This is a genomic window from Nocardia panacis (assembly GCF_003598715.1).
GTDB classification, from domain to species: domain Bacteria; phylum Actinomycetota; class Actinomycetes; order Mycobacteriales; family Mycobacteriaceae; genus Nocardia; species Nocardia panacis.
Map to the genome: position 1 here is coordinate 209,250 of NZ_QZFU01000016.1, position 25,174 is coordinate 234,423.

Genomic DNA, 25,174 nt, shown 5'->3' on the forward strand with positions numbered 1-25,174 from the left:
TCAGGAGGATTTGCGGTGCAACCACAGTGGGTGCCCACCGAACAGGGTATCGCCGAGGCGAAGCTCACCGACTTCGCGAAGTTCGTCGCGGCCCGCACGGGCACGACCACCTCGGACTACCGCGAGCTGTGGCAGTGGTCGGTGCGCGATCTGGCCGGCTTCTGGGGCGCGGTCTGGGACTATTTCGAACTCGGCCCCATCGCGGGCGAGGTGCTGGCGAATGCGGAAATGCCAGGTGCGCAGTGGTTTCCGGGCACCACCCTGAACTATGTCGACCAGGTGCTGCGCCAGGCCCGCACCGACCGGCCCGCGATCCTGCAGGCCCGCGAGGACGGCACCGTCGCGGAGGTGTCGTGGTCGGAATTGCTCGGCCGGACAGCGGCGCTCGCCCACACCCTGCGCTCGCTCGGCGTCGAGTCGGGCGACAGGGTGATCGGCTACCTGCCCAACATCCCCGAGACCATCGTGGCCTTCCTGGCCACCGCGAGCCTCGGCGCGGTGTGGAGCGCCTGCGGCCAGGACTATTCGCCCAAGGCGGCGCTGGACCGACTCGGGCAATTGGAGCCGAAGGTGCTGATCACCGCCGACGGCTACCGATTCAATGGCAAGCAGCACGACAAGCGCGCCGATATCGCCGCGCTAGCGGACGGATTGCCGGCGTTGGTCGCAACGATCGCCATATCCCAACTGGGACTGGAAGTTCCGAACAGCACCGGATGGGCCGAGGCCACAGCCGATCAGGATGCCGAACTCGTCCCCGAGCAGGTCGCCTTCGACCATCCGCTGTGGATCGTCTTCTCCTCCGGCACCACCGGACTGCCCAAGGGGATCGTGCACGGACACGGCGGCGTCGTGCTCGAACACCTCAAAGCCCTTGTGCTGCAAACCGATATCGGCCGCGAGGACACCTTCCTCTGGTACACCAGCCCCAGCTGGATGATGTGGAACTTCCAGATCGCCGGACTGCTGGCGGGCACCACCATCGTCACCTACGACGGCAGCCCGGCCTATCCCGCACCGGATGCCTTGTGGCGCATCGCCGCCCAGGTCGGCGCCACCGTCCTGGGCACCAGTCCCGGCTATGTGCTCGGCTGCATCAAGGCGGGCGCGGTGCCACGCACCGAACACGACCTGTCCCGACTGCGCACCGTCGGCATCACCGGCGCGACGCTGCCCACCTCCTCGGCACTGTGGCTCGGCGCGAACATCGGCGAACACGTGCAGATCAACTCGATCAGCGGCGGCACCGATGTGGTGTCGGCCTTCATCGGCGCCGTACCCACCGTCCCGGTGTGGCCCGGTGAGCTGTCCGCACCGCTGCTCGGCGTGGCGCTCGACGCCTTCGATGAGAAGGGCGCCTCGGTGCGCGGCGAGGTCGGCGAACTGGTCATCACCGAGCCGATGCCGTCCATGCCGGTCCGCTTCTGGCGCGACGAGGACGGAAAGCGTTATCACGACGCCTATTTCGACGACTTCCCCGGCGTCTGGCGCCACGGCGACTGGATCACCATCACCGAGCGCGGCAGCATCGTGGTGCACGGCCGTTCGGATTCGACGCTGAACCGGCACGGCATCCGGATGGGCAGCGCCGATATCTACCAGGCCGTCGAACAGCTGCCCGAGATCGCCGAGGCGCTGGTCATCGGGGCCGAACAGCCCGACGGCGGTTACTGGATGCCGCTGTTCGTCACCCTCGCCCCCGGCGCGGAACTCACCGAGGAACTGAAGGCGCGCATCGTGGGCGCCATTCGCACCGAGGTCTCCCCGCGCCACGTCCCGGACGAGATCATTCTCGCACCGGGCATTCCGCACACCAGGACCGGCAAGAAGCTCGAGGTGCCGATCAAGAAGCTGTTCCAGGGCGCCGAGGCCGCCCGCGTGGTGGAGCGCAGTGCGGTGGACGATCCGGAGCTGCTCGACTGGTACGCCGCCGTGCGACCGGGTAGGTAGACAAATCGGCCCGCCACCCGAATTCCGGGTGGCGGGCCGATCAGTCTGTCAGGGGATCAGGAGACTCCCATACCCTCCGCGAGCACCGGCCAGGAAGCGGGCAGGGTCCGCTCCCACAGCGGCCAGTTGTGGGTGCCGTCCGAGAACTGGTAGGTGGCCGGAATATTCAGCGATTCCAGGCGATTCTTCAGATTCGCGGTGCAGGTGTTGGTGGCGGCCTCGATGAGCATCCCGGCGCCCAGGTTGATCGAACCCGAAACCGGGCCGCCCTCGGTCATGTAGGTCTCGACATCCTTCGCGGCGGGAATGCCGCTGCCGCTGGCGATGAACAGCTTGGTGCCGCGCAGCTTCTCCGCATTGACCACCGGATCGTTCTGCGCCCACAGCGGGCTGTCCGTCGGACCGTACATATTCTTGGTGTCGCCGCTGGCCCAGGTCTCCACGGCCAGCTTGACGAACTTCTGCCCCATCGGATCGGAGGTCTGCGCGCAACCGCTGTAGGCGGCGACGGACTTCCACAGCCCCGGCTTGGCCTCGGCCAGCGCCAGCACCGCCGTACCCGAGGTGGACAGGCCCGTGAGCGCGTTGACACCCGAGGACCCGAGGGTGCTGTCGAGCAGCGGCGGCAACTCCTCGGTGAAGAAGGTGCGCCACTTGTTCATGCCGAGCACCGGATCGGCCTGCAACCAATCGGTGTAGTAGCTGCCGCGCCCGGCCAGCGGCTCGATGATATTGATCGGCTTATCGCCCAGCCAGTCCAGCGCCTTGGTCTTGTCGTGCCAATTCGCGGTTCCCTCACCGCCGTCCAAGCCGACGAGCATGTAGAGGTTCGGCGCGGGCTTGGATTCGTCCACCGGCCGGTGCACATCGATCGGGATCTCGCGATCCATCGCCGCCGAGTACACCTTCAGATGCCAGAGCCGCCCCTCCTTGGTGACCGAAGTCACCGACGACGACTTGGTCGCATCCGCCGTGGCGACCCCGCCGAAGAGGCCTGCGGTCAGTGTCGCCGTCAACGCCAATGCGGCGGCCTTGGCCACGGCGAACGTCGCACTCCTTCGGAGAGTGGATCGTCGCGTCATTCGTATCACTCCTCAAACATTGGCGGCGCGCTTCCGTTCCGCTATGTCCTCCGGAAGATCCGAATCGTTACAGCGTTCGCCGGAGGCCGCCGACTCGGTAATGTAAGATCCCGCCGATCGATTGCGCGATCGGCTCGACAATTCGGGACAGTCACCGCGATCGCCGTTGGCACGCGCAGGTCACCGGGCCGATGGCGGCCCACAGAGACGAAAGATGCGGGCGGGGTAAAGCTTCCCGCTCGGGGCTGCACCAGAGTTCACGCACACAGGCCGTGGTGACCATGACGTGGCGGATGGATCGGCTTCGCGCCACGGGAAACCCACCGCATCAGCCTATTGTCAGGACCACACCTCCAGTAGCCCGATTTCTAGGGTCATGGACACGCTACCCTACCGCGCACCGGCGCACGTCGCCGGGTCTCTTCCGGCCGCACGGTGCCCACGAATCCCGGTGCGACGCGGCCGTTTTCAGCGACGCGCGTGCAACCAGCGCGCGGTGCGGCGGGAGATGGCCAGCAGCAGCAGGAACGCCGCGAACAGCAGCACCACCATGCCGGAGTCCTCGAAGATCCGCAGGTGCCGGACATAACCCCAGGTGATCTCCAACAGCGACTTTCCGATGGTCGCGAGGCAGCCGAGCACCACGAGCGTGCGGCCGCCGCGCCGCCGCAGCGCCAGGGCGAGCGCTCCCGGCAGCAGGAACAACGCCATCACCGCGTACCCGGCCAGCGGTTCGATCGCCTCGAATCGCGCGACCTGCCGCGCCGATGCGGCGCCCGCGAACCACATCGACCACACCGCCTCGGCCCGCATCGCGGCGTACATCCCCAGGACGAACGCCAGCACCACCACGGTCCATGCGGTGAACGCACCTGCCGATCGCGAACCCGATCCGGCCTGCGCGGGTCGCGACGCCGTATCCCGGCCTACGACAGGACTTTTCCCTGGCGTCGCCGGATTGTCCCGCACACCGGCCTCTTTGCGTGCAGCCGGGACATCCCCGGCCTTGCGCGCGGCCTCCTGTCGGCCAGGAGACTGCCGCGCGCCTTCCAGATTCCGTGCGGCATAAGGGTTCCCGGTCACAGCCGCGTTGCCGACGGGGAGTCCGCCACCCGCGACCCGACCCGGATTCGTCCGGACGACTCCGCCCGCGGCGTGGCCCTGTGCACCACCGACCGCATGCTGTCCCGTGCCCCGGCCACCGGGAACCTGCGGGAATCCGCTCTGCGCGGCACTGGTGGGAGCGGGTGCGCCACTTGCCAACCGGGGCGCGCCCATCGAATTCCCGGCCATCGCCTGCGCGGTCCGATGCGGATTCGCGGCATGCCCCGGCCCCATCGACGCACCGGTCTGCCCCGCTTGGGAATTCCGATGCGGGGGAATGTGCACCCCCGGCAGGTGGTGCGCGGGACCGAGCATGGTCGGCGCGCGCCGCGCCGCCTGCGCCCCGCTCAGCGCCGCCCGCGCCGACGCCACGAATTCGGTGCAACTGCCGAATCTTTCGGCGCGAGACTTGCCCATGGCACGGGCGATGACGGCATCCAGGGCGGGAGGCAGGTCCGGGCGACCGAGCGGGGGAACAGGACGGGAGAGGTGTCCGGTGATGACCTGACCCGGATTGTCCCCCGCGAAGGGCGCGGCGCCGGTGAGCAAAGCGAACAGGGTGCAGGCGAGAGAGTACTGGTCGGCCCGATGATCGACGACCTCGCCGGAGAGCTGTTCGGGAGAGGCGAAAGCCAGTGTGGCGGTGAATGTTCCGGTGACCGTCAGATGCGTGTTGGAATTCTGGAGCCGCGCGATGCCGAAGTCGGTGAGCACGGCCCGCTCCGCCCGGCCCGCCGCCGGCGCGGCCAGCAGGATATTGGCGGGTTTGATGTCGCGGTGCAGTACGCCCTGCGCGTGGGCGTAGTCCAGCGCCTCGGCGGTGTCCTCGACGATGCGCAGGGCGCGCTCCACCGCCAGCGTGCGAATATCGAGCCGGGCCGCATCGATACCCTGCACGTATTGCATGGCGATCCACAGGTGGCCGTTGTCCACCCCGCGATCGTGGATACCGACAATGCCCGGATGATCCAGTCGTGCAACGACATTGGCCTCCCGGTCGAAACGCGCCCGCATCTCCGCATCCGAGGAGACCGACCGATTCAACAGCTTGAGCGCCACCATGCGCGGCAGCCGCGGATGCCGCGCGAGGAACACCGTCCCCATTCCGCCCTGTCCGAGTACGCCTTCGATGACATACCCGGCGAACGTCGCGCCTACCTCGACTTCCACACGAAACCTTCCGGCCGACCAACCGTCGCAGCATAGCCGCCTGCGAGGGGTCGCGTCAGCGTCGATCTCTTCCATCCGGGACAAGTCGCGCGGGGTGGTCCGCGTCAGCCGCCCAAGGAATTCCGGGCCTGCGCGACCGGTCGGTGTCGCGGATCGGCCGCCGCGAACCAGCCATCGGCGTGTTGCCCCGAACACACCGCGACCTGGGGAAACTACGCCCCCACCAGGTCGTTACCATTGCTCGCATGAGTGTCGACAATCGCCGAAAGGCACGCGAGGCGAACCTCGGCGACCCGGCACCCGGGGAGGTGCGCCGCCGACCGAAGAATCGCCGCGCGCAGATCGCCGCCGCCTCGGCGGCCGCCTTCGGCGCACAGGGCTACCACGGCGTCAGCATGGACGATATCGCCACCGGCCTCGGCATCAGTTCGGCCGCGCTCTATCGGCACTATCCGAGCAAATACGCACTGTTCCACGAGGAGCTGATGCGGGTGGGCCGCGCCATGACCGACGCGGTCCGGCTACCCGCCGAGTCCGAGCGGCACACTCCCGAGCAGCGCCTGCGCCAGGTGCTGGAGGCCCTCATCGCGGCCACCATCGACAATCGTGCCACCGTCACCCTGGTGCGCTGGGAGGGCCGCTATCTCGAACCCGCGGACCAGGCCCTGCTCAACGAGCAGCAGTCCGCCGTCCTCGGCGTGCTCGGCACGCAACTGCACGAACTGCGCCCCGAACTCGACACCAACGAGCTGCGGCTGCTGCGCGCGGCCATGCTCAGCGCCGTCACCAGCATCGCCGACCATCACGCCGCACTGCCCGCGAAATCCATTGCCCGCCTGCTGGCTTCGACCTGCTGGACCCTCGCCCTGGCCGTGCTTACGCCGGAACGTCCCGGCCCCATCGCCCCCGCCGCGCTCGAGATCCCGGATTCGTTCAAACACGAACTGCTGCTGCACAAGGCGGTCCAGCTATTCCACGACCGCGGCTACCCGAATGTCAGCGTCGAGGAGATCGCCACCGCCGCAGGGCTTTCCGCCGCCTCGGCCGTCTATCGCTTCTATCGCGGCAAGAGCGATCTGCTCGCCGCCGCGTTCCGTCGCGCCGCCGAGCGGGTCTCCGGTGCCATCGGCCCCGCGGTCGCCGCCGCCACCAGTTGCGAGGGCGCACTCGTCTCGCTGATCGACCAGTACGTGGCGGGGTCGTTCGCCGAGCGCGACCTCAGCTTCGTGTATTACACGGAGTTCCAACACGTTCCGCCGGAGGAACGCACCGTACTGCGCAATATCCAGCGGCTCAGCGTGGAGGAATGGGCGCGGCTGCTGCGCGAGGTGCGCCCCGAACTCTCCCCCGCCGAGGCTCGATTCCTCGTGCACGCGGGTTTCGCGCTGGTGGTCGATCTCGGCCGGTCCTTCGGCAATGAGCCGCTGGCCGATCAGGACCGGGTGCGCCTGCTGGTGCAGTCGGCCCTGTTCGGACGTCCGGCCCTGACCTAGGGCCAGGGCCCTTTCTCGGGACTTCGAGACAGGACCCGGGTCGGGCTGCCGGGGCGTGCCCCTTCATCAGCGCCCCGGCAGACCCGTGCGATCGACCGGCCCTGGTCGACCACCATTCGGTTGGTCCGATGCGCGCCGCTGAGGATCGGCGGCAGGCGCATACGCTCGACGCTAGGGGTGTCCGGACCCGCGCACATCAGGGTCGGGCCGACCCGATTGCTGATATTTCGCGGCGTCAATGCCCCTTGCGGGATGGCCGAAAGTTCATCGGCCCGGTCATGGACACAGCGCGTGGCCCACCATCGCGAGGCGGTCCGGGTTGCCAACTTCCTGACTGTTGAAGGCGAACGTCACGGCCAACCCCTGCCGGGTCACCCCGGACAGCGTCGAGAACCCGTGAATACCCCCGCTGTGACCGAAATATTCCACACCGCACGGCAATTGGACTCGACCGATACCGAGCCCGTACTGTGCCCCCGGTCCCTCATCGATCGGCACGCCATCGAGCATCTGCGCCAATTGCGCCCGCGGCACCACCCGCCCGGCCAGCAGCGCGGTGAGGAAGCGATTCACATCCGCGCCCGTGGAGACCAGCGCGCCCGCGCTCCACGGCACCGAAGGTTCGATACGCGAGACATCGGTGACCTTCCCGTTCACCGTCTCGTATCCCGTCAGGTGCGGCCCGCGAATCTCCCGCTCCCCGGCAGGCGGAAGGTAGGTGTCCCGCAATCCGAGCGGCTCCAGGATCCGGCGCGTCAACTCGTCGGCATATGTTGCGCCGGTGACCTTTTCGATCAGCATCCCGGCGACGATGTAGTTCGTATTGCTGTAGCGGTATTTGCTGCCCGGCGCGAATTCCGCCGGATGCTCGAGCGCGACCGCGACCTCCTGCTCGGGTGTCGTCGGTCGAACCGTCCCGAGCTCGTCCACCCTGGGATCGTCGGGGAGATCCGGAATACCGCTCTGGTGCCGCAGAATCTGGCGCACCGTGATCCCCCGCCCGTCGATCCCATTCCCCCGCAGCAACCCCGGCAGATACGTCTCGATCGGCTCATCCAGCCCGATCTTCCCCTCCCCCACCAATTGCATGATCACCGCACTGGTAAACGTCTTGGTGACACTGCCGATCCGCACCCGCCACGCTTGATCCACCGAAAGCGGCACCCCCGCCGCTCGGTCCCCAACCCCACTGGCCCGCACCACATCCCGGCCGTTCTCACTCACCGTCGCCAACCCCCCTGGCGCCCCCGCCCGCACCACCCCATCAACATCCCCCTGTACCTTCTCCATTCGCTCCCCCGTGATCGACTCCGCGACCCCCACCGACCCCCCCCACCCCACCAACCCCCAACCAAGCGCCACCACCCCGATACCCGCCAAAAGTCGCATACCCGCACGATAACCCGCACCACCCCCCACCACATCAGGGCCAACCCTGACTTCCCTCCCCAATCCTCCAGAGGTGATTTTTATTTCCCGCAGGGAACGTGTTCGATTAAAAATTTTCGGCAATATCGAAGTCGAGGGACCGCACTATTCTCGGTGGGCGAGATGGTATCGAGGTATGAAAGAGGGACGGATGAGCGTTGCAATTCGGATGATTGGGGTGGGGATCGGGGCAGCGGCATTGACGATGGGGGTGGCGGGGCCGGTGCAGGCGCAGTCGGGGATCATTGGGCCGTCGGCGTTCACGTTGACGGTCGGGGAGGGCGAGGCGATCGGGACGGCGGCGAATCAGCGGACGGTGTGGTTGGTGTGCGCGCCGACCGTATTCGGCACCCATCCGAAGTCGGGGCAGGCATGCGGTGAGCTTGCCGAAGCCGCAGGCAATTTCGACAAGCTCAAGGGACGCGGCACCCGATTCTGTCCGTTCGTCTACCGCCCTATCACCGTTTCCGCGCAGGGCGTTTGGAACGGGACGAAGGTGTCCTGGCAGCACAAGTACGCGAATTCGTGCGAGCGCGAGAACACCGACTCGTTCGTCTTCGACTTCTGAGCGGCGGCGGCGCGGAGCGGGCTACCAGGCCTTCCCGCCGCGATCAACGGCGTGCCCGCCGCGAAGCAGGTCTTCGCGGCGCACGCCGCGGACCGTCTTCGGTGTGGAGCCCCGATCGTGCCGAATCCCCGTCGGCGCCAAGGGGACCATGACCGGTCATCGCGGCGCCTGCCGGGCGCAGTAGGCGGCGGCCGCCAAGTACTGGCGGCAGTGCGCGCCGTGACCGCCGTGCACCGTGAGTAGGAAACGCGCGCGGTCGTAGTCGAGACCGAGCGGCTCTTCGGTGCAGTCGCGGCCTTGGATCAACCACAATTCCCTGATATCCGAACGCAATACATCCATCTGTTCACCTCCTGTCGCAATTTCGGGCTTCTCGCTACGGTTTCGGGTGCGGCTCAAGCCTGCTCTCGCGACCGGCGTGCGGACCAGCCCCGAATGCGGATAATTGCGAGTACTTTTCGGTGGTATCGATCCGCGACGCGGAAGGGGGATCCTATGGTGGAGGTGGACTGGACGGGCAAGGATGTGCTCGCACTGCGCGCGGCGATGCGGCGGAGCCGATCGGAATTCGCGCGTCTGGTGGGGGTCACCCAGCGCACCGTGATCTTGTGGGAGAAGGGCCGCACGGCTCGCATGCACGCCGCGAGTCAACGGCTGCTCGACCGGGTGCTCTCCGAGGCCGATTCGGTCGTCGTCGCGCGTTTCGAACGCGCGATCACCGCGGGCCGCAGCCCGGCCATCGACAAGGAAGTCGAGGATGACGACGTGAACAGGCGAGAACTGCTGGCCTGCCTGGGCGCGGGCCTCGCGGGACCGGCGGCGGCCCTGCTGGCGAACGAGCCCGAGAAGATGCTGGCCGCGTTGGACGCGGGTTCGATCGGCGAGCGCAGGCTCGGTCTCCTGGAGGAATCGGCGGAGGCGCTGGGCCGCACCGTGATCCGCGTCCCACCGCACGAGCTATTGGCCGACACCGTCGAGCAGTTCCGCACGGTGCGCACCATCCTGGTCGACCGGCAGGCCACCCACCACCAGGTCCGATTGGTGCGAACGGCGGGCAGGTTGGCCAATGTGGCGGGCGAGATCCTGTTCAACGAGGGCGATTTCGAGCACGCCCGCCGGTGGTACGGCACGGCCATGCACGCCGCGCAGGATATCGGCGACCGCTCCTCGGAGGATTTCGCGCTCGCGGGCCTGGCATACCTGCCGACCTACGCCGACAAACCACGCGAGGTGCTGAATCTGCTGGCCCCGCGCCTGGCCGAGAATCCGCGCCGCGGCGCGGCGGCGGCCTGGCTCTGGGGTATGGCGGCGCGGGCGCATGCGAATCTCGGCGACGCGGCGCAATTCGAGCACAGTATTTCCCGTTCTGCCGATGCGCTGGACGGCCTCCCCGATTCCGAACTCCCCCTCGGCATCTTCTCCTACCGCCGGGAGAAGCTGGCTTTCTACCGCGCCATCGGCTACGCCCAACTGGGCCGCGCCGAGGAGACAGCGCGCGCCGCCGCCGACGCACTGGCCCACTACGATCCGCGCGAGACCACCGAGCCCGCGCTGGTCCGCCTCGAATATGCCACGGCGCTACTGCATGCCGGGGAGATAGAGCACGCCTGCGCCGTGGCCACCGAGGCCATCACCGACGCCCACACCTACCTGGGGTTGACGGTCGGCAAGCGCGCCGCGCGCTTCGACGACGAACTGGGGCGGCGACGCGGCCGAGCGATCACCGAGTGGCGCGAGCGGGCTCGACCCGCGCTGCTCCCGAACCGCGCTGCGGTATAGGGCGATCCGCTCGAGCGCGCCGGTGCCGAACCTTCCCCGAGTCCGGCACCGGCGCGGCGCCGGCGGCCGGGACGGCTCCCGGCCACTCCGGCATCCAGCGTACTTGTCCTCGGCTCCCTGTCCGGCGGTTCGGCTTCGAATTCCGATAGCGGCCGAAATCAGCTAAGCCCCAGCCATTGCGCCGCCCGCTCGGCGATGAGGGCCACCGTGGCGTGCGGCCCACGACTCAATGGCACCGGCGCCACCGACAGATCCACCACGAACAACCCGTCCACCCCGCGCACGGCGCACCGGGCGTCGACCACCGCCAGGGCGTCGCCCTCGGGACCCATCCGGCAGGTGCCCGAAAGATGCTGTGAGGTACCAAGTTTCGACATCAGCCAGCTATCGTTTCCGGGTGAACGCCCCGCAGGCGGCGGATCGAGCGGTGTGACACCCATACCGCGCAGCACCGCATCGGCCACCGCGACACCCGCGCGCAACCGAACCCGATCCGCTTTTGCCGACAGATAGCCGAAGTCGATCAGCGGCGGATCATCCGGATGCCCGGATCGCAATCGCAGCTCCCCACCGGATCGCGGCCGCATGGCCGCCACCCCGACCGACCCGACCCCTGGCCGGAATCGCACCGTGTACGGCCGAATCTCGATATCGTCCAGGGCCAACACGTATTCCAGCGGCACGGTCGCGGAATCCGCGGCCGCGCCATATTCGAGACCGATCTCCGGATGATCCACACACCATGCCCCGACCGGCGCGGCCGCGACCACCTCGATCCCGAACGCCCGCAGCTCATCCGGCGGCCCGACACCCGAACGCATCAGCAGCGCCGCCGATTCCACCGCCCCGGCGCACAGCACGATCCGACCGGCCGACACCATCTCGACCAGACCCGCACGCCGGACTTCCGCACCGATCGCCCGCGCACCGCGAAAGACTATGCGCGTCACCATCGCATCCGCGACTACGGTCAGATTCGGACGCGTCGACGCGGGCAGCAGATAGGCGCTCCCCGCATCCATCCGCACCCCATCGGCGATATTGCACGGCACCCGCGCCACTCCGGTCGCGGCAGCATCGACCCCATTCAGATCCGGAATCTCCGCAAACCCCAGCCCCACCGCGGACTCCGCGAATTCCAGACTGGTCGCGACCGGATCGGCGACGCGACGCACCGGAATCGGCCCCTCGGTCCCGTGCTCGGGCCGAACACCGAAATCGAGGTCGGACTCCATCCGCCGATAGGCGGGCAGCACCGCCTCGAACGACCACAGGTCCGAACCCGCCGCCGTCGACCACGCGGCGAAGTCCGCGGCGGAGGCCCTCGCGAAATACCCCCCGTTCACCACCCCCGACCCGCCGATAACCTTGCCGCGCACAATATTTCCTGAAACACCGGGGGCGAGCGTCACCGGATACCGCCACAACCACGGCGCATCGGGCTCCAAGGGCAGCCGTGTGGCCGAACGCAACTCCAACTGCGCCGAAATCCCTGCCTCCAGCAGCACTACCTGATGGTCCGGATCAGCGCTCAGTCGTGCGGCGAGCACGCACCCTGCGGTGCCACCGCCGATGACGAGCGTATCGATCACCGTGGATACGGCGCGGCAGCGCATCACGCGGATTCAGCGCGGCGGCGCAGTGGGCTTGAGCGCCTCGACACTGCGGGCGCGAAAGGCCCCGACCCACAGTCCGGTGCCGTAGGCGATATCGTCGAGCCGCTTGTAGGCGACGTAGCGCACCGGGTCGAGCCCGCCCGCGTCGCGGTGGGTGAACCAGTCGGCGAGTCCGTCGGCCAGCGCCATGGTGACCGCGATGCGCCGAATCCGCCTGGACGCCAGCATGGCCAGCAGGGTGACCGGCCAGTAGTGTCGGCACATGGCCGAGGCCATCCGCCAGATACCCGCCACGAATCCGCGCGTCAGGTACAGCGCGGCGATGCGGGTGGAGTTGTCGACACCGGTGAAGACGCGCCGCAGCCGGACCAGCGCGGCGACCAGGGTGAGTATCGCGCCGATGAGTCCGCAGCGGGTCAGCGTGCCAAACAGCACGGCCGCCAGGACCGTCCAGGACGGCACCTGAAGCGGCGAGACCATCCCCTTGTGCCGAGCGCTGAGCGGCGCGGCCCCGGTGCCGTAGAACATTTTTCGACCGAACCAGGCCCGGAAGGACACCCGGTGGTCGTGCGCGACATGGGCGGCGGGTTCGTAGCGCAGCCGCCAACCCGCGCCCTCGAGCCGCCAGCACAGATCGACATCCTCGGCGACGTGCATGGATTCGTCGAAGCCGCCCTCGGCCAAGAGCGCTCGGCGGCGCACCAGCAAAGCCGCGCTCGGCACGTAGGACACCATTCCCCGCGATTGCACCGCCGCCTCGCGCCGCCCCAGATCCAGCGAGGATCTGGTGTGTTCGTAGCGGGCCAGCGTATTGGATTCCGGGTCGAGCGCCACGATGCGCGGCGCGACCAGTGCCACCTCCGGATCGCTGAAATGTCCGAGCATGACCTCGAGCCAGCCGCTGCGCGGCACCACATCGGAATCGAGGAAGGCGACGAACTCGGTTGTCGCGGCCCGCAATCCGGCATTCCGGGCGGCGGCGGGACCCTGTTTGCGATCGTGGCGCAGCACGGTGACCCGGCATCTGGTGCCGCGATTGCGCGGGATCTGGACGGGCTGGTCGGAGCCGTCGTCGACCACGATCACATTGTGTCCGCGCAGCGCTGCCAGCAGCCGGGCCAGACCGACGGCATTGTTGTGCAGCGGCACGATGACGGTGACATCCTCGGGCGAGGGGAGCAGGCGCGGACGCGGATTGCCGACTCCGGCGTCGAGCAGCCTTCTGGCAACAACGGCGGATTTCGGGCCGGTCACCTCGAGATAGCCGTCGCCGATCATCTCGGCGGCCTCCGGGGCAAGTCTCAGCAACCGCGCGGGCGAACCTCCGATGAGGATCCGTCCCCCGGAGTATGCGCGAACCCGTGGATCGATCCGCACCCCGAATCCGTCGGGCAGGCGATCATTGCGCATTCCAGGCATGCTAGGCGGAGATCGGCGCGCAGGCATCATCGGCTCGGTAAAAAGGACAGAATTCCGTCCGAAACCCGCTCGGGGCGGCCGCATTCGCGAGCGGCGCGTGCCCGACGGTCGCCGGAGCAACCCAGCGGATGCTCGGCAACCAGTCGGCAACTATTTGACGCGCGCACTACCGGTTGGCGATTCGTCTCATGCCAACGGACTCTCCGCGCAGGCTCGCGCCGGTTGGCGAACCGTCAGCGTCAAGGGCACCGGTCCGGCGCCGGCCGGTCGCCGCTGCGGCCGCGAATGATCCACCGCGGACCGGGGAATCGTACGCCCGACAGCCGCGAGCGCCGCCTCTCCGTAGCCCTGGACGCATTCCGGATCGGGTCCGTCCACCGGCAACCCGGTGAAGAATTTCGCCGCCATGCACCCGCCCCGGCAGGAGTCGTAGTGCGCGCAACCCGAGCACGCACCGCCGCCGCTGGGCACCCGCAATCGGGTGAACAATTCCGAATCGGTCCACACCTGCCGAAAACCGCCGTCCGCCACCACATTTCCGGCCAGGAACTTGTCGTGGATGGCGAACGGGCAGGCGTAGACGTCGCCCACCGGATCCACCAGACAGACCACCCGCCCCGCCCCGCACATATTCAGACCGGGCAGCGCCGAACCGAAGGCGGAGAGATGGAAGAACGAATCACCGGTGAGCACACCCTCGCCATTGCGCAGCAGCCACTCGTAGAGGTCGCGCTGCTGCTCCTGAGTGGGATGCAACTCGTCCCACACGTCCGCACCGCGACCCGACGGCCGCAACCGCGTCAAGCGCAGTGTCGCCCCGTATCTTTCGGCGATATCCCGGAACTGATCCAGTTGGGGGATGTTGTGGCGGGTGGCCACCACCGAGAGCTTGGCGTCCGCGAAGCCCGCTGCCGCGAGGTTCTCCAATGCGCGAATCGCCATATCGTAGGAGCCGGGTCCGCGCACCGCGTCATTCACCGCGGCGTCCGCCCCGTCCAGCGAGATCTGCACGTCCACATAGTCACTGGCGGCCAGCCGCGCGGCCACCGCGGGTGTGATCCGAACCCCGTTGGTGGAGAACTTCACTCCGACGTGATGGCTGGTCGCGTAGTCGACCAGTTCCCAGAAGTCGGACCGCACCGTGGGTTCGCCGCCGCCGATATTCACATAGAACACCTGCATCCGCTCGAACTCGTCGATCAGCGCCTTGCACTGGTCAGTGCTCAGTTCGCGCGGATCGCGCCGCCCCGAGGAGGACAGGCAGTGCACGCAGGACAGGTTGCAGGCGTAGGTCAGTTCCCAGGTCAGGCAGATCGGCGCGGCCAGACCGGATTCGAACTTGTCCACCAGTCGCGAACCGCGCGGCTGCGCACCGGTGGGCGTCGAGATCGCCCGCACCGCAGGTTGTTTCGGGGCAGTGGTGGTGAGCATCTGCGAGTCGGCCAATTGCGCGAGCGCGCGCTCGTAGGGTCCGGCCGACGCATCGGCCACGCCCGCAGCCCGCAGCGCGGCGCGGGCCGACGCGGATTCCCCCAAACCGCGCACGATCTCGACCATGCGCGGACTCTTCAGGAATGACAGTTGGCGGGTGCCGAAGTGATAGAGCAGCGCGCCGAACGGTTCCGGACGCAGCGCCACCCTCGGGTGCAGTTCCCACCGGGCATCGAGGTCGAGCATGGTCGCCTCCGTCGCGCTCAGTAGACGCCGCACATGCCGTCGATCGAGACCTCCTCAACGAGGCTCTCCTCGATCAGGTCCGCATCCGCGACCTCGTTGGTGGCGGGAATCACGTACTCCGACATGGCAACCTCCGAGTCAGGCTTGGCGACTACCCGATGTAGCGCCGATCACACGATAACGTCAGGGACTGACAAAATGGAACGCCTCCGTACAAATCCCTTTCGGCCGCCGACGCGCTCGCGATCGTCGCACCCGCGGCCACACGCCCCGACCGGCCGACCCGACGGCGCTCTAGACTGCCGGATGGAAAACAGCTGAACGGAATGTGACGGGTGAGCACCCGCGATGGTCGAGGTGGAGTGGGAGTCGAACGGATGCAGGCGAACCGGGGGCGGTGTGCGTAACCAGGGCGGACCGGGAAATCCCGCGAATGCGACCCTCTCCGAGGCCGAGATCGTGGAGGCGGCGCTGCGGGTGGTGCGCGAGGACGGAGTGGCCAAACTCTCGATGCGGCGACTCTCACGCGAACTAGGCGTCTCACCGATGGCCCCCTACTACTACGTCGCCGACAAACGCGAGCTGCTGGATCTGGTCGCGGGTGCTGCGCTCACCGGAGTGCGAACGCCCCCACCGGAATCCGGCACCTGGCAGCAGCGGCTGCGCCAACTCGTCGACCAGATCGATGAGAAGTTGCGCAAACATCCGGGCCTCGGCGATGTGCTGATCGAGCAGATGCTGGGCAAACAGCTGGATTTGATCGCGTCGGTAATGCAGATATTGTTCGACGCGGGCTTCACCGACCGCAATGTGCTCGCCGCCTACGCGACGATCCACACCTACCTGTTCGGCCGCAGTCGGGTGAATCCGCGCGACCGCTCGGCCCCCGCCGACGTCACCCTCCCCGATTCGGTGGCCAGGGCCATCAAATACATGCCGGACCTGCGCGGCAGGTACTCCTACGACTTCGGTATGGATGTTCTGGTCGCCGGACTCGAGGCGCAGCTTGTCCGGCAGGCGAGCGCCGACGTACGATAAAACTGCAACACGTTCTAGTTTTGCCGCTGATTCCATCCGGCCGCACCGCGGACCGGCCCGAGAGGACGACATGACCACAGTCGAGGTTCCGCACGGCTCGCGTTCGGTCGTGCTGCGGGTTGCCGCGGTCATCGCCGAGACCATCGACGCACGATCACTGGTCTTCGATGTGCCCGAGGACCAGCGCGCCGAATTCACCTACCGGCCGGGCCAGTTCCTCACCCTGCGCATCCCGAGCGAGCGCACCGGCTCGGTGGCTCGCTGCTACTCGCTGGCCAGCTCACCCTTCACCGACGACCACCCCAAGGTTACCGTCAAACGCACCGTCGACGGCTACGGCTCGAACTGGTTGTGCGACAACCTCAAAGCGGGCGACGAGATCGAAGTCCTCCCGCCCTCGGGTGTTTTCACACCCGAGAACCTCGACGCGGACCTGCTGCTGTTCGGCGCGGGCAGCGGGATCACCCCGGTCATGTCCATTCTGAAATCGGCGCTGGCCCGCGGCAACGGTCGCGTCGTGCTCGTCTACGCCAACCGGGATCCCGAATCGGTCATCTTCGCCGCCGAACTGCGCGAGCTCGCCGATAAACATCCCCAGCGGCTCATCGTGATTCACTGGCTCGAACAGCTCCAGGGCCTGCCCACCGCCGACGGCCTGGCCACCCTGGTGCGCCCCTACGCGCAGTTCGAAGCCTTCCTCTGCGGGCCGAAGCCCTTCATGGACCGGGTGCACGACGCACTGGCGGGCCTCGACGTCCCCCGCTCGCGCACCCACGCGGAAATCTTCAATTCCCTTGCCGGAGACCCGTTCGCCGATCGGGCGCCGGTCGAGGTGAGCGATGCGGAGGCCGCCGACGCCGCCACCGTCGAGGTGGAACTCGACGGCGAGATCCACACCCTGCGCTGGCCGCGCCGCCAAACGCTGGTCGACATCATGCTCGCCGAAGGTATCGACGTGCCCTACTCCTGCCAGGAGGGCGAATGCGGCTCCTGCGCCTGCACCGTCCTGGAAGGCAAAGTGGCGATGGACAATTCGGAGATCCTCGATCCCGAGGATATCGAGAACGGCTACATCCTGGGCTGCCAGGCGCATCCGGTCACCGACCGCCTGCGCATCCAGTTCTAGCGAGTCGCCGCGCGGTAGTGCGCGCGCTCGGCGGGCGTCAGATGCTCGGTGGCGTAACTCAGTGCGGTACGGCCGAGTTCGGCGGCGTGCTCGTCCAGGAAGCCGATCAGCAGCCCCCGATCGACGCGCTTACCCACCTCGCGCAGCATCCACCCCAGCGCCTTCTGGATCAGATCGCGCCGATCGTCGAGCAGCCGTTGCGCCAGCGCGAAGGTGGTCGAGGCGTCACCCGCTTTGATGAAGGCGAAGCTCGACAGCAGCGCCACCCGCCGCTCCCACAGCGAATCCGCTCGGGCCAGTTCGAAAAGCAGGTCACGCGGCCGATCGAGCAGCCACGGGCCGACGATATTCTCCGCCGAGACGTCGACCAGATCCCAATTGTTCACCCGGCCCCGCCGCACCGCCGCGAGATAGGACTCCACTATTCGCGCGCGGGCGTCCGCATCGAAGCCGCGCGCCCCACTGGCCCTGGCGAATTGGGTGTTGAGAATGACCAACCCGACGAAACGCTCCTCATGCGTCGGGGAATCGAGCAGGGCATCGACCTGGTCGAGTGGAAGGGCCGCGAAGCGTTTCGCGACCGCCCGCGATTCGGGCACCCGCACACCGAGGAAAACATCGCCCGCACCGTATTCCCCCGGACCGGTTTTGAAGAATCGCCGAAACTGGACGGCGGCATCCGGATCGGCGATCTCGGCGAGCGCCGCGGCCACCTCGGCCGCCGTCACCGCGGGCCGAACTGCGCGCCCAACACCCGCCCCGACTCGTAAACCGCCGCGCCTGCGGGCAATTCGCCGGGCCTGCCGCTATTGAAGACCGTGACCGAACCATTGCCGGTGGTGGGGCGGCCCAGCGCGTCCATGCGCCGAATCGTCTGCGCCGCCACGGCCTGGGCACTGTCGAACAAACGCACCGAATCCGGCAGCGCCGCGACGATCGCATCGAGCACCAGCGGATAGTGGGTGCACCCGAGCACCACACCCTCCACATCGGCCGACGTCTGCGCGGCGGCCGATTCGATCGCCGCGCGTGCCGCCGCCAAATCGCCGCGATCGATCGCCTCGGCCAAGCCGGGACACGCCACCCCGACGACCTTCGCATCCCCACCGAAACGGGCGATCAGATCGGCCTGATACCTGCTGGCCGTGGTGGCCACCGTGGCCCACACCGCGACCGAGGCGCAGGCCGCCGCGGCCGGTTTGACGGCGGGCACCGTACCGATGACCGGAACCTCGGGACCCAGTTCGGCCCGCACATGTTCCAGCGCCGTCACGCTCGCGGTATTGCACGGCAGCACAACGACCTCCGCGCCCCACTCCACCGAGCGCTTCGCCGTACCGACCACCCGGTCGATCGTCCACTGCTCCGGCTTGGGTCCCCAAGGCATGCCGTCCGGATCCAACTGGAGCAGCAGATCCACATCCGGGCGCAGCTTGCGCAGCCAGGACGCGGTCGGGAGCATGCCGAGACCCGAATCGATGAGCGCGACGATCACCAGACAACCGTATTACAGGCCGCCGAGCGCCCGCATCCGGATCGGCAGGCCATCCGGGGGAGGTCTCTCAGCTGGGTGTGAGCACCTCGGTGAGCTCGGCGCCCGCCGCGATCTTGGCCCTGGCCTTCATGACCTGCGCCGTCATCCCCGCGCCGACCACACCGGTGAGTCGGCCATCCCTGGCGTAGTAGGCCAGGAAGCGGCGACCGTCATCGGCCGCGATCGTGACCGCGTCGGTGGCGGCCGGCGTCCCGAGCGCCTGAATCTTCACGTCGTACTGATCGCTCCAGAAGTACGGAACCCGCGCCATGGTCGGCGGCTCGGCCCCCATCAGCGCACAGGCCACCAGACGCGCCTGCTCACCAGCACTGGTCCAGTGCTCGACCCGCTTGCGGACTCCGGTGTCGTGCAGCCACGCCGCCACATCGCCCACCGCCCACACACCGCCCACCGCGGTGCGGCCCACCTCGTCGGCGAGGACGCCACCGCCCGCCGCCGGATCGGCCAGGGGGATACCGGATTCGGTCAGCCAGTCCGTCGCCGGGCGGGAGCCGACGCCGATCACCACCAGGTCGGCGGGCACCTCGCTTCCGTCGGACAGGCGCGCGACGCGCACCCGGCCGCCTTCGCCCAAGAGAGTGTCCAGTCCGGTATCGCAGCGCAGATCGACACCCTCGGCCCGGTGCATGCGGGCAATGAGCGCACCCACCTGCGGCCCCAGCACACCCGCCAATGGCGTCGGCTGCGGCTCCACCAGGACCACCTCGACCCCGCTCGCGCGGAAACTCGCCGCGAGCTCACAGCCAATGAAACCCGCACCGACCACCAGAGCCCTTGTGGCATCGGCCAATTCGTCCCGCAGCGCATCCGCCTCGGCATACGCGCGCAGCACATGCACACCCGCCAGGTCGGGCAGACCCGGCAGGCGGCGCGGACGCAACCCCGTGGCAATGACGAGCTGGGCGTACTCGAGCTCGGATCCATCGGCCAGAGCGATCCGTCGGGCGGCGGTGTCCACTCCGGTCGCGGCCGTATCCAGGCGCAGCTCGATGCCTTTGTCCGCGAAGAACTCGGCCGGACGCAAGGTGGTGTCATCGGTTTCGCCGCGCACGAACTGCTTGGACAGCGGCGGGCGGTCATAGGGCAGACGCGCCTCGTCACCGATCAGGATCAAACCGCCCTCGTAACCGGCGCGGCGCAGCTCCTCGGCGGTGCGCAATCCGGCCAGTCCGGCGCCGACCACGACGATCGGGGCCGCGTTCTCGATTGATGACACGTTGCCAACCGTAACGGCCACTTGCCGCCGCACGAACGTGACCCCCGTCACGTTTCAGTAGTCGGTGAATAGCGGCGGAATCGTGCCCGAATGGGTATTGATCGGGCGGTCAATCAGGTCTATACCGAAGGCAGAACAGATTCCGAGCCCAAGGAGGCACACATGTTCAGCGAAAGTCGAGCACAGCACCTATTGATGACGGTGCTGGGCGTGTTCACGGCGCTGTCCCCGATCTGGGTGACCCACAGCAACAAGGCCATGTGGTCACTGATCGTGCTCGGCGTGCTCATCGCGCTGGTCGGACTCGGCCAAATGGCGCGCACCCTCGGCACGATGGGCGATTTCGCCGGCGCGATCCTCGGTGTGCTGCTATTCATCTCCCCGTGGGTGATGAACTTCGCGACGGACTACAAGGGCGCATCCTGGACGGCATGGGTGGTCGGAGTGGTGACGGCGGCGGCCGCACTGGCGGCGCTGCCGATGGTGGCGGGGCGCTTCGGCAAGATGGCTCCCCATCACTGACGCACATGCGCGGACCCCATCGGGCCGCATCCGGTGAGCACGGTCGAACCGGGCGTCGCCGCTCCGCCAAGGTGGACGGCGACGCCCGCCAACTCATCCTGGACGCGGCCGAGAAACTTTTCGCGGCACAGGGTTTCGATGCCACCGCGACGGCGGCCATCGCGACCGCCGCGGGCGTGCCCAAGGGATTGGTCTTCTACTACTTCCCCACCAAGGACGCCATCCTGTCCACGCTCATGGCCGAACGGGTGCCCAAACATCCGATCGACGACATCGGGACCGTGGTCGCCCCCGGAGATCCCGCCGCCAGCCTGGTGAACCTGGACGCGGCGATCAACCTGCGCGACCACCACTCCTCGGTGCTGCGGGTCATCATGTGGCGCGAGGCCGACACCCACCCCGATGTCCGCCGCCAACTGCGCCGACTGCGCGATCAACTGCTCGACGTCACCGTGCGGGTGCTCCAGGCCAGCGCACCGCAACCCGTTCGCCCCGGCACACTCTCGGCCTGCGCGGCGGCCTGGGTCTCGGCCATGTTCACCATCTCCAGCACCGATCGGCTGCACGCCCTCGACGGCATCCCCATCCCGAGCGCCGAGGAGATTTTCAATGTCGCACGGGTGGTCGCGGCCGGGATGACCCAACTGGGTTGACTATGTCGCGGTAAGGAAGTCCAGCACATCGGGTATGAAACGGCCATATCCGATCACGCCCGTATGCGTGGCACGCGGGTAGATGACCAAGCGCGAGTCAGGAATCCGATCCGCCGTACGCCGGAAATTCGCCACCGAATAGTAGGCGTCGCGCTCGCCGCCGATCACCAATGTCGGCGCGGTGATCTTGGCGAGCCTGCCGCCGATATCGAATTCGTGCTCCGCGCGGGCGAAACACACCGCATCCGCCGGATAGCGCGGCCGCCCGAAGGGATCGAGCAGCCACTCGGTCAGCGCGGCCGTGCGGGTTCGCACCACCGAGGCGAACAGTCCACCCGCCATCAGACGCATCGCGCGCCTGCCCTCCGCGGCGGCGGCCCCGTAGCGCAGCCGCGCGGTTCGGCAGGTCCGCTCCAGGCGATATCCGGCCGAGACCACCACCAGCCTGCGCACCTCGGCCGGATAGTCCGCGGCCAACTGCAAACCCAACGCACCACCCGAGGACAGGCCGAGCACATCCACCGGCCCACCGAACTCCGCCGCCAACGCCTCCGCGTGCTGCCCGGCGATATCGCGCATCGTGGTGCCGGGGGCGGTGCCCGGCGCGCGATGCACCGCGTACACCCGGAAGTGCCCGGCCAGCGGCGCGAGCATGCGGATCTCCGCATCGCGCAGCCAACCCCGAGGATTCGCGTGCTCGCAGATCGTCGGACGCAGAAACACCAGCGGCCGCCCGCTACCGAGCGCCAGATACGGCAGCCGATGCGACAACACACCGGTGGCCGCCCCGAGTGCGGCGGCAAGGCGAGATGTGCCCATTGCTTCCTCCGACTTCGACATCGAATACCGCGTGGACCACAGCCGACCGATGCGATGGTCGGCCGCTACACCGTAGTGCGCACCGCCCGCACCCCGACTCCCAGCCACGCCGCACCGGATTGCTCTACTGTGGGTTTATGCGGCTCACGGCAGTGGCCGTCCTCGCTTTCGCCGCCGTTGCGACGGCATGCGGGTCCGGCTCCAACTCCTCGCCCGGCTCCCTCACGCAGCCCGGCCCCTCCACCCCATCCGCCGTCGCGACTCCGGGCGGCTCGCAACCAGGCCCGAGCAGTGCGCCAGGCTCGCCCGATCCCGCCGCGCCCTCCCCTGAGCGGCCCGTATCCGCCTGCACCACAAGCAATCTGACAGTCACCCTGGGTCGACAGGAGGGCGCGGCAGGCCACATCTACGCCCCGCTCGTCTTCACGAACTCGGGCACGGAAGCCTGCACCATCTACGGCTATCCAGGCGTCTCACTCGCCGCGGGCACGCCGACCGCCACCATCGGCCCCGGCGCCGCCAGGGATACGGCGGAGGGCGCGCAAACCGTCACCCTCGCGCCGGGCGCGTCCGCGCAGGCCACCATGCGCTACACCCAGGCGGGCAACTACCCCTGCGAGCGCACCAAGGCCACCGCCCTGCTCATCTACCCGCCGGACCAAACCACCGCCATCGCAGTGCCATTCACCGCCGACGCCTGCACCGCACCGCCGGTCGCGCTGCTCACGATCGGATCGGTCAAGCCCGCCGCTTGACGCGCGGTAGCCGAATTCGGCTGTGCGCCAAGCAGACAGCGCTCACTTGACGATCGCGGTCACCCACCGCTTGCCGCCGACTCCGACAAGGTGTAGTAGTTGGGCATGAGTACCGTACTGGTGACCGGTGGCACCGGAACGCTCGGCCGACACCTCGTCGCCCGACTGTGCGACAAACACGAGGTCCGCGTGCTCTCCCGCCGCCCCGGCGCGGGCACCCACGTGGGCGACCTGGTGACCGGCGCGGGTCTGGCCGACGCCGCAGCGGGCGCGGACATCATCGTCCACGCCGCCTCCGACTTCCGCTCGATGGGCCGCGTGGACCTCGCCCAAACCGAACAGCTCCTCCGCCACGCGACCAACGTCTCCCACCTGCTCTACGTCTCCATAGTCGGCATCGACCACATCCCGATGCGCTACTACCGCAACAAACTCGCCTGCGAAGACCTCATCGCGAAAAGCGGTGTCCCCCATACGATCCAACGCGCCACCCAATTCCACGAACTGATCGCCTGGATCCTGCACACCGTCGAGGGCTGGCCCATCGCCCCCCTCCCCCTCGATTTCCTCTTCCAACCGGTGGCCGCCGCCGACGTAGCCACCCACCTGGCCGCCCTCGTCGACACACCCCCGCAAGGCCGCGCCCCCGACTTCGGCGGCCCCGAAACCCAACCCCTGTCCCAACTCCTCGCCACCTGGCTGCGAACCCACCCCGGCCCCCGCCACCCCCTGAATCTCCCCCTCCCCGGCAAAACCGCCGCCGCCTTCCGCGCAGGCCGAAACACCTGCACCCCCCACCCCACCCAACCCTGGTCCGAATACCTCGCCACCACCCCACCCCCGGCCTACACCCTCCGCCGCCACTGAAGGGACGTCTGCCAGTAGCATTGGAATATGACTGCTGCGCGCGACTACTCGGAACTTCACGCGCTCATCGATCGCCTCAGCCCGAGTCAGGCCGATGAGGTGCAGCAGCATGTCCTACGGCTAGTCAAACCGCTATCGTCCCGATTCTCCGTGCTGCGCACGTTCGATGGTCCGGCCACCAATCTCGGTGCTCGCGCCAAGGAAGTCTTGCGCCAGGAATTCGGCGGCAGCGGTGCTGATCGTTGATACCGGGCCGCTCGTCGCACTTCTCAATTATCGCGATGCCGATCACGGCCGGTGCGCAGATCTACTGATCAGCCGAACCGACCAATTCGTGCTGACACCCTACGTGGTCACCGAAGCGTGCTATCTCCTGTGCAAGAAGGTCAGCGCCGAGGCGGAAATCAATCTTGTCAGGGCGATCGCGGCAGGTGATATGACTCAAGCCGATACGACGTCCGCCGATTTGGCGCGCATGGCGGAACTGATGTCCCAGTACCGGAGCTTTCCACTCGGTATCGCCGACGCCTCGGTAATCGCCCTCTCCGAGCGCCTCGGACTGACCGACGTAGCCACACTGGACCGCCGACATTTCCACGCCATCAGACCCCGTCACACCAACGCCCTCAATCTGCTCCCCTGATCGAGCCGAGCCGCTACAAATCCCACCCCGAAAACGCGAGTGGCACCGCCACTGAAGGCCCCGCCCCACTAGTCGGTCACTTTGGGATGTCCCGTCCCCGCGTAGGTGATCCATGCCGTCCGATGCTCGTCGTCCACGAGCGGGAGGCGCCACCCGATCACCGCGCTTCGGGCTCATCCCTCCGCCTTCGGGATCGGCACCGGACCGAAGTCGCCCTCAGGGTTTTGCCGCACCAATTCCATAAGGACCGGATCCGCGTAGATCTCCGCGCTATTTCGCCATTGATCCAGCAGTGTCGCCACCGGTGCCAGATTCTCGAGCGCCGCCGCACCCTGCGTCACCTCGACCAGGTCGACCAGGAACTGGTCGATATCGGCAGCGGGCAGGAAAACAACCCAAGGAACGGCGTCCGGCAACACCGCACGTACGGCATCGGCGCCCAAGCGCCTGACCATCCCGGCCAGCAACCTCGCGGTGAAGTCCACCACGGTGCCTTCGGCATCCAGTTGCTCGACTCGCATGAGCGCCAGATCGCCCGCGTCGCGACGACGAAGCCGCAGCGCACGCACCTTATCGAGCAGGCCGGCGGTCATAGCCGGTTTATGTAACAGGTCGCTGAAAGGCACAACACTGTAGGCGTAGCTCATGACATCCACACTACTTAGGATGTCAGGCGAAGTCCAAGCTCACAGGC

At 67.8% G+C, this 25,174-nt stretch carries 25 protein-coding genes; 12 read left to right on the top strand and 13 right to left on the bottom strand.

Features of this window, described 5'->3' with window-relative positions; all coding sequences use genetic code 11:
- Positions 1-15 precede the first annotated feature (15 nt).
- Positions 16-1,950, top strand: a complete 1,935-nt coding sequence (locus tag D5S18_RS09065; RefSeq protein WP_120039384.1) for an acetoacetate--CoA ligase — start codon at positions 16-18, stop codon at positions 1,948-1,950.
- A 56-nt stretch (positions 1,951-2,006) separates the two neighbouring features.
- Here the strand turns inward: D5S18_RS09065 and D5S18_RS09070 are convergent, their stop codons facing one another.
- A complete protein-coding gene (locus D5S18_RS09070; RefSeq protein ID WP_120039385.1) occupies positions 2,007-3,032 on the bottom strand; it encodes an alpha/beta hydrolase in 1,026 nt (341 codons plus the stop codon).
- A gap of 468 nt (positions 3,033-3,500) precedes the next feature.
- A complete protein-coding gene (locus tag D5S18_RS09075; protein WP_282434838.1) occupies positions 3,501-5,306 on the bottom strand; it encodes a serine/threonine-protein kinase in 1,806 nt (601 codons plus the stop codon).
- Positions 5,307-5,551: 245 nt separating this feature from the next.
- Between D5S18_RS09075 and D5S18_RS09080 the strand changes: the two genes are divergently transcribed.
- Positions 5,552-6,799, top strand: a complete 1,248-nt coding sequence (locus tag D5S18_RS09080) for a TetR/AcrR family transcriptional regulator (RefSeq protein WP_120039387.1) — start codon at positions 5,552-5,554, stop codon at positions 6,797-6,799.
- A 276-nt stretch (positions 6,800-7,075) separates the two neighbouring features.
- Here the strand turns inward: D5S18_RS09080 and D5S18_RS09085 are convergent, their stop codons facing one another.
- Entirely contained in the window at positions 7,076-8,188 is a 1,113-nt protein-coding gene (locus D5S18_RS09085; protein WP_120039388.1) for a serine hydrolase domain-containing protein, read from the bottom strand.
- Positions 8,189-8,378: 190 nt separating this feature from the next.
- Here D5S18_RS09085 and D5S18_RS09090 point away from each other — a divergent pair, with 190 nt between their 5' ends.
- Positions 8,379-8,795 (top strand): subtilase-type protease inhibitor, encoded by a 417-nt coding sequence (locus D5S18_RS09090; protein ID WP_158607843.1) that lies wholly within the window; start codon positions 8,379-8,381, stop codon positions 8,793-8,795.
- Between the two features lie 156 nt (positions 8,796-8,951).
- Here the strand turns inward: D5S18_RS09090 and D5S18_RS09095 are convergent, their stop codons facing one another.
- Positions 8,952-9,137, bottom strand: a complete 186-nt coding sequence (locus D5S18_RS09095) for a hypothetical protein (RefSeq protein WP_120039390.1) — start codon at positions 9,135-9,137, stop codon at positions 8,952-8,954.
- Positions 9,138-9,290: 153 nt separating this feature from the next.
- On the opposite strand from D5S18_RS09095, the gene D5S18_RS09100 reads away from it, so the two are divergent.
- Positions 9,291-10,574 (top strand): helix-turn-helix domain-containing protein, encoded by a 1,284-nt coding sequence (locus tag D5S18_RS09100; RefSeq protein WP_120039391.1) that lies wholly within the window; start codon positions 9,291-9,293, stop codon positions 10,572-10,574.
- A 158-nt stretch (positions 10,575-10,732) separates the two neighbouring features.
- Here the strand turns inward: D5S18_RS09100 and mftG are convergent, their stop codons facing one another.
- The 4 genes from mftG to mftA form a co-directional block, all read right to left on the bottom strand.
- Positions 10,733-12,166 (bottom strand): mycofactocin dehydrogenase MftG, encoded by a 1,434-nt coding sequence (gene mftG / locus D5S18_RS09105; RefSeq protein ID WP_120040432.1) that lies wholly within the window; start codon positions 12,164-12,166, stop codon positions 10,733-10,735.
- Positions 12,167-12,199: 33 nt separating this feature from the next.
- A complete protein-coding gene (mftF, locus tag D5S18_RS09110) occupies positions 12,200-13,600 on the bottom strand; it encodes a mycofactocin biosynthesis glycosyltransferase MftF (protein WP_120039392.1) in 1,401 nt (466 codons plus the stop codon).
- A 195-nt stretch (positions 13,601-13,795) separates the two neighbouring features.
- Entirely contained in the window at positions 13,796-15,286 is a 1,491-nt protein-coding gene (mftC, locus tag D5S18_RS09115; RefSeq protein ID WP_120040434.1) for a mycofactocin radical SAM maturase, read from the bottom strand.
- Between the two features lie 17 nt (positions 15,287-15,303).
- Entirely contained in the window at positions 15,304-15,411 is a 108-nt protein-coding gene (mftA, locus tag D5S18_RS09120; protein ID WP_120039393.1) for a mycofactocin precursor MftA, read from the bottom strand.
- 223 nt (positions 15,412-15,634) lie between these two features.
- Between mftA and mftR2 the strand changes: the two genes are divergently transcribed.
- A complete protein-coding gene (gene mftR2 / locus D5S18_RS09125; protein ID WP_120039394.1) occupies positions 15,635-16,324 on the top strand; it encodes a mycofactocin system transcriptional regulator MftR2 in 690 nt (229 codons plus the stop codon).
- A 70-nt stretch (positions 16,325-16,394) separates the two neighbouring features.
- Positions 16,395-17,450 carry a ferredoxin--NADP reductase gene (locus D5S18_RS09130; protein WP_120039395.1) on the top strand — a complete coding sequence of 352 codons (1,056 nt, stop codon included), beginning with the start codon at positions 16,395-16,397 and terminating at the stop codon, positions 17,448-17,450.
- Here D5S18_RS09130 and D5S18_RS09135 read toward each other — a convergent pair.
- The 3 genes from D5S18_RS09135 to D5S18_RS09145 all read right to left on the bottom strand — a co-directional run bounded on the left by D5S18_RS09135 (position 17,447) and on the right by D5S18_RS09145 (position 20,221).
- Positions 17,447-18,178 (bottom strand): DNA alkylation repair protein, encoded by a 732-nt coding sequence (locus D5S18_RS09135; protein ID WP_345789706.1) that lies wholly within the window; start codon positions 18,176-18,178, stop codon positions 17,447-17,449. The genes D5S18_RS09130 and D5S18_RS09135 overlap by 4 nt on opposite strands.
- Positions 18,175-18,945 carry a glutamate racemase gene (locus D5S18_RS09140; RefSeq protein WP_120039396.1) on the bottom strand — a complete coding sequence of 257 codons (771 nt, stop codon included), beginning with the start codon at positions 18,943-18,945 and terminating at the stop codon, positions 18,175-18,177. The genes D5S18_RS09135 and D5S18_RS09140 overlap by 4 nt, the downstream gene beginning before the upstream one ends.
- A 67-nt stretch (positions 18,946-19,012) precedes the next feature.
- Positions 19,013-20,221, bottom strand: coding sequence for an NAD(P)/FAD-dependent oxidoreductase (locus D5S18_RS09145; protein WP_239003635.1), 1,209 nt, complete (start codon positions 20,219-20,221; stop codon positions 19,013-19,015).
- 162 nt (positions 20,222-20,383) lie between these two features.
- Between D5S18_RS09145 and D5S18_RS09150 the strand changes: the two genes are divergently transcribed.
- Positions 20,384-20,743 carry an SPW repeat domain-containing protein gene (locus D5S18_RS09150; RefSeq protein ID WP_120040441.1) on the top strand — a complete coding sequence of 120 codons (360 nt, stop codon included), beginning with the start codon at positions 20,384-20,386 and terminating at the stop codon, positions 20,741-20,743.
- Positions 20,744-20,748: 5 nt separating this feature from the next.
- Complete coding sequence (locus D5S18_RS09155; protein WP_120039397.1) at positions 20,749-21,396, top strand: TetR/AcrR family transcriptional regulator; 648 nt, start codon at positions 20,749-20,751, stop codon at positions 21,394-21,396.
- Here the strand turns inward: D5S18_RS09155 and D5S18_RS09160 are convergent, their stop codons facing one another.
- Positions 21,397-22,215, bottom strand: coding sequence for an alpha/beta fold hydrolase (locus D5S18_RS09160; RefSeq protein WP_120039398.1), 819 nt, complete (start codon positions 22,213-22,215; stop codon positions 21,397-21,399).
- Positions 22,216-22,352: 137 nt separating this feature from the next.
- Here D5S18_RS09160 and D5S18_RS09165 point away from each other — a divergent pair, with 137 nt between their 5' ends.
- The 4 genes from D5S18_RS09165 to D5S18_RS09180 all read left to right on the top strand — a co-directional run bounded on the left by D5S18_RS09165 (position 22,353) and on the right by D5S18_RS09180 (position 24,480).
- A complete protein-coding gene (locus D5S18_RS09165) occupies positions 22,353-22,970 on the top strand; it encodes a DUF4232 domain-containing protein (protein WP_158607844.1) in 618 nt (205 codons plus the stop codon).
- A gap of 105 nt (positions 22,971-23,075) precedes the next feature.
- Positions 23,076-23,837: an SDR family oxidoreductase gene (locus D5S18_RS09170; RefSeq protein WP_120039400.1), complete on the top strand. Its 762-nt coding sequence runs from the start codon at positions 23,076-23,078 to the stop codon at positions 23,835-23,837.
- A gap of 27 nt (positions 23,838-23,864) precedes the next feature.
- Positions 23,865-24,083 carry a hypothetical protein gene (locus D5S18_RS09175; protein WP_120039401.1) on the top strand — a complete coding sequence of 73 codons (219 nt, stop codon included), beginning with the start codon at positions 23,865-23,867 and terminating at the stop codon, positions 24,081-24,083.
- Positions 24,070-24,480, top strand: coding sequence for a type II toxin-antitoxin system VapC family toxin (locus D5S18_RS09180; RefSeq protein ID WP_120039402.1), 411 nt, complete (start codon positions 24,070-24,072; stop codon positions 24,478-24,480). The genes D5S18_RS09175 and D5S18_RS09180 overlap by 14 nt, the downstream gene beginning before the upstream one ends.
- 173 nt (positions 24,481-24,653) lie before the next feature.
- On the opposite strand, the gene D5S18_RS09185 is transcribed toward D5S18_RS09180, so the two are convergent.
- Entirely contained in the window at positions 24,654-25,127 is a 474-nt protein-coding gene (locus D5S18_RS09185) for a hypothetical protein (protein ID WP_120040443.1), read from the bottom strand.
- Positions 25,128-25,174: the final 47 nt, after the last annotated feature.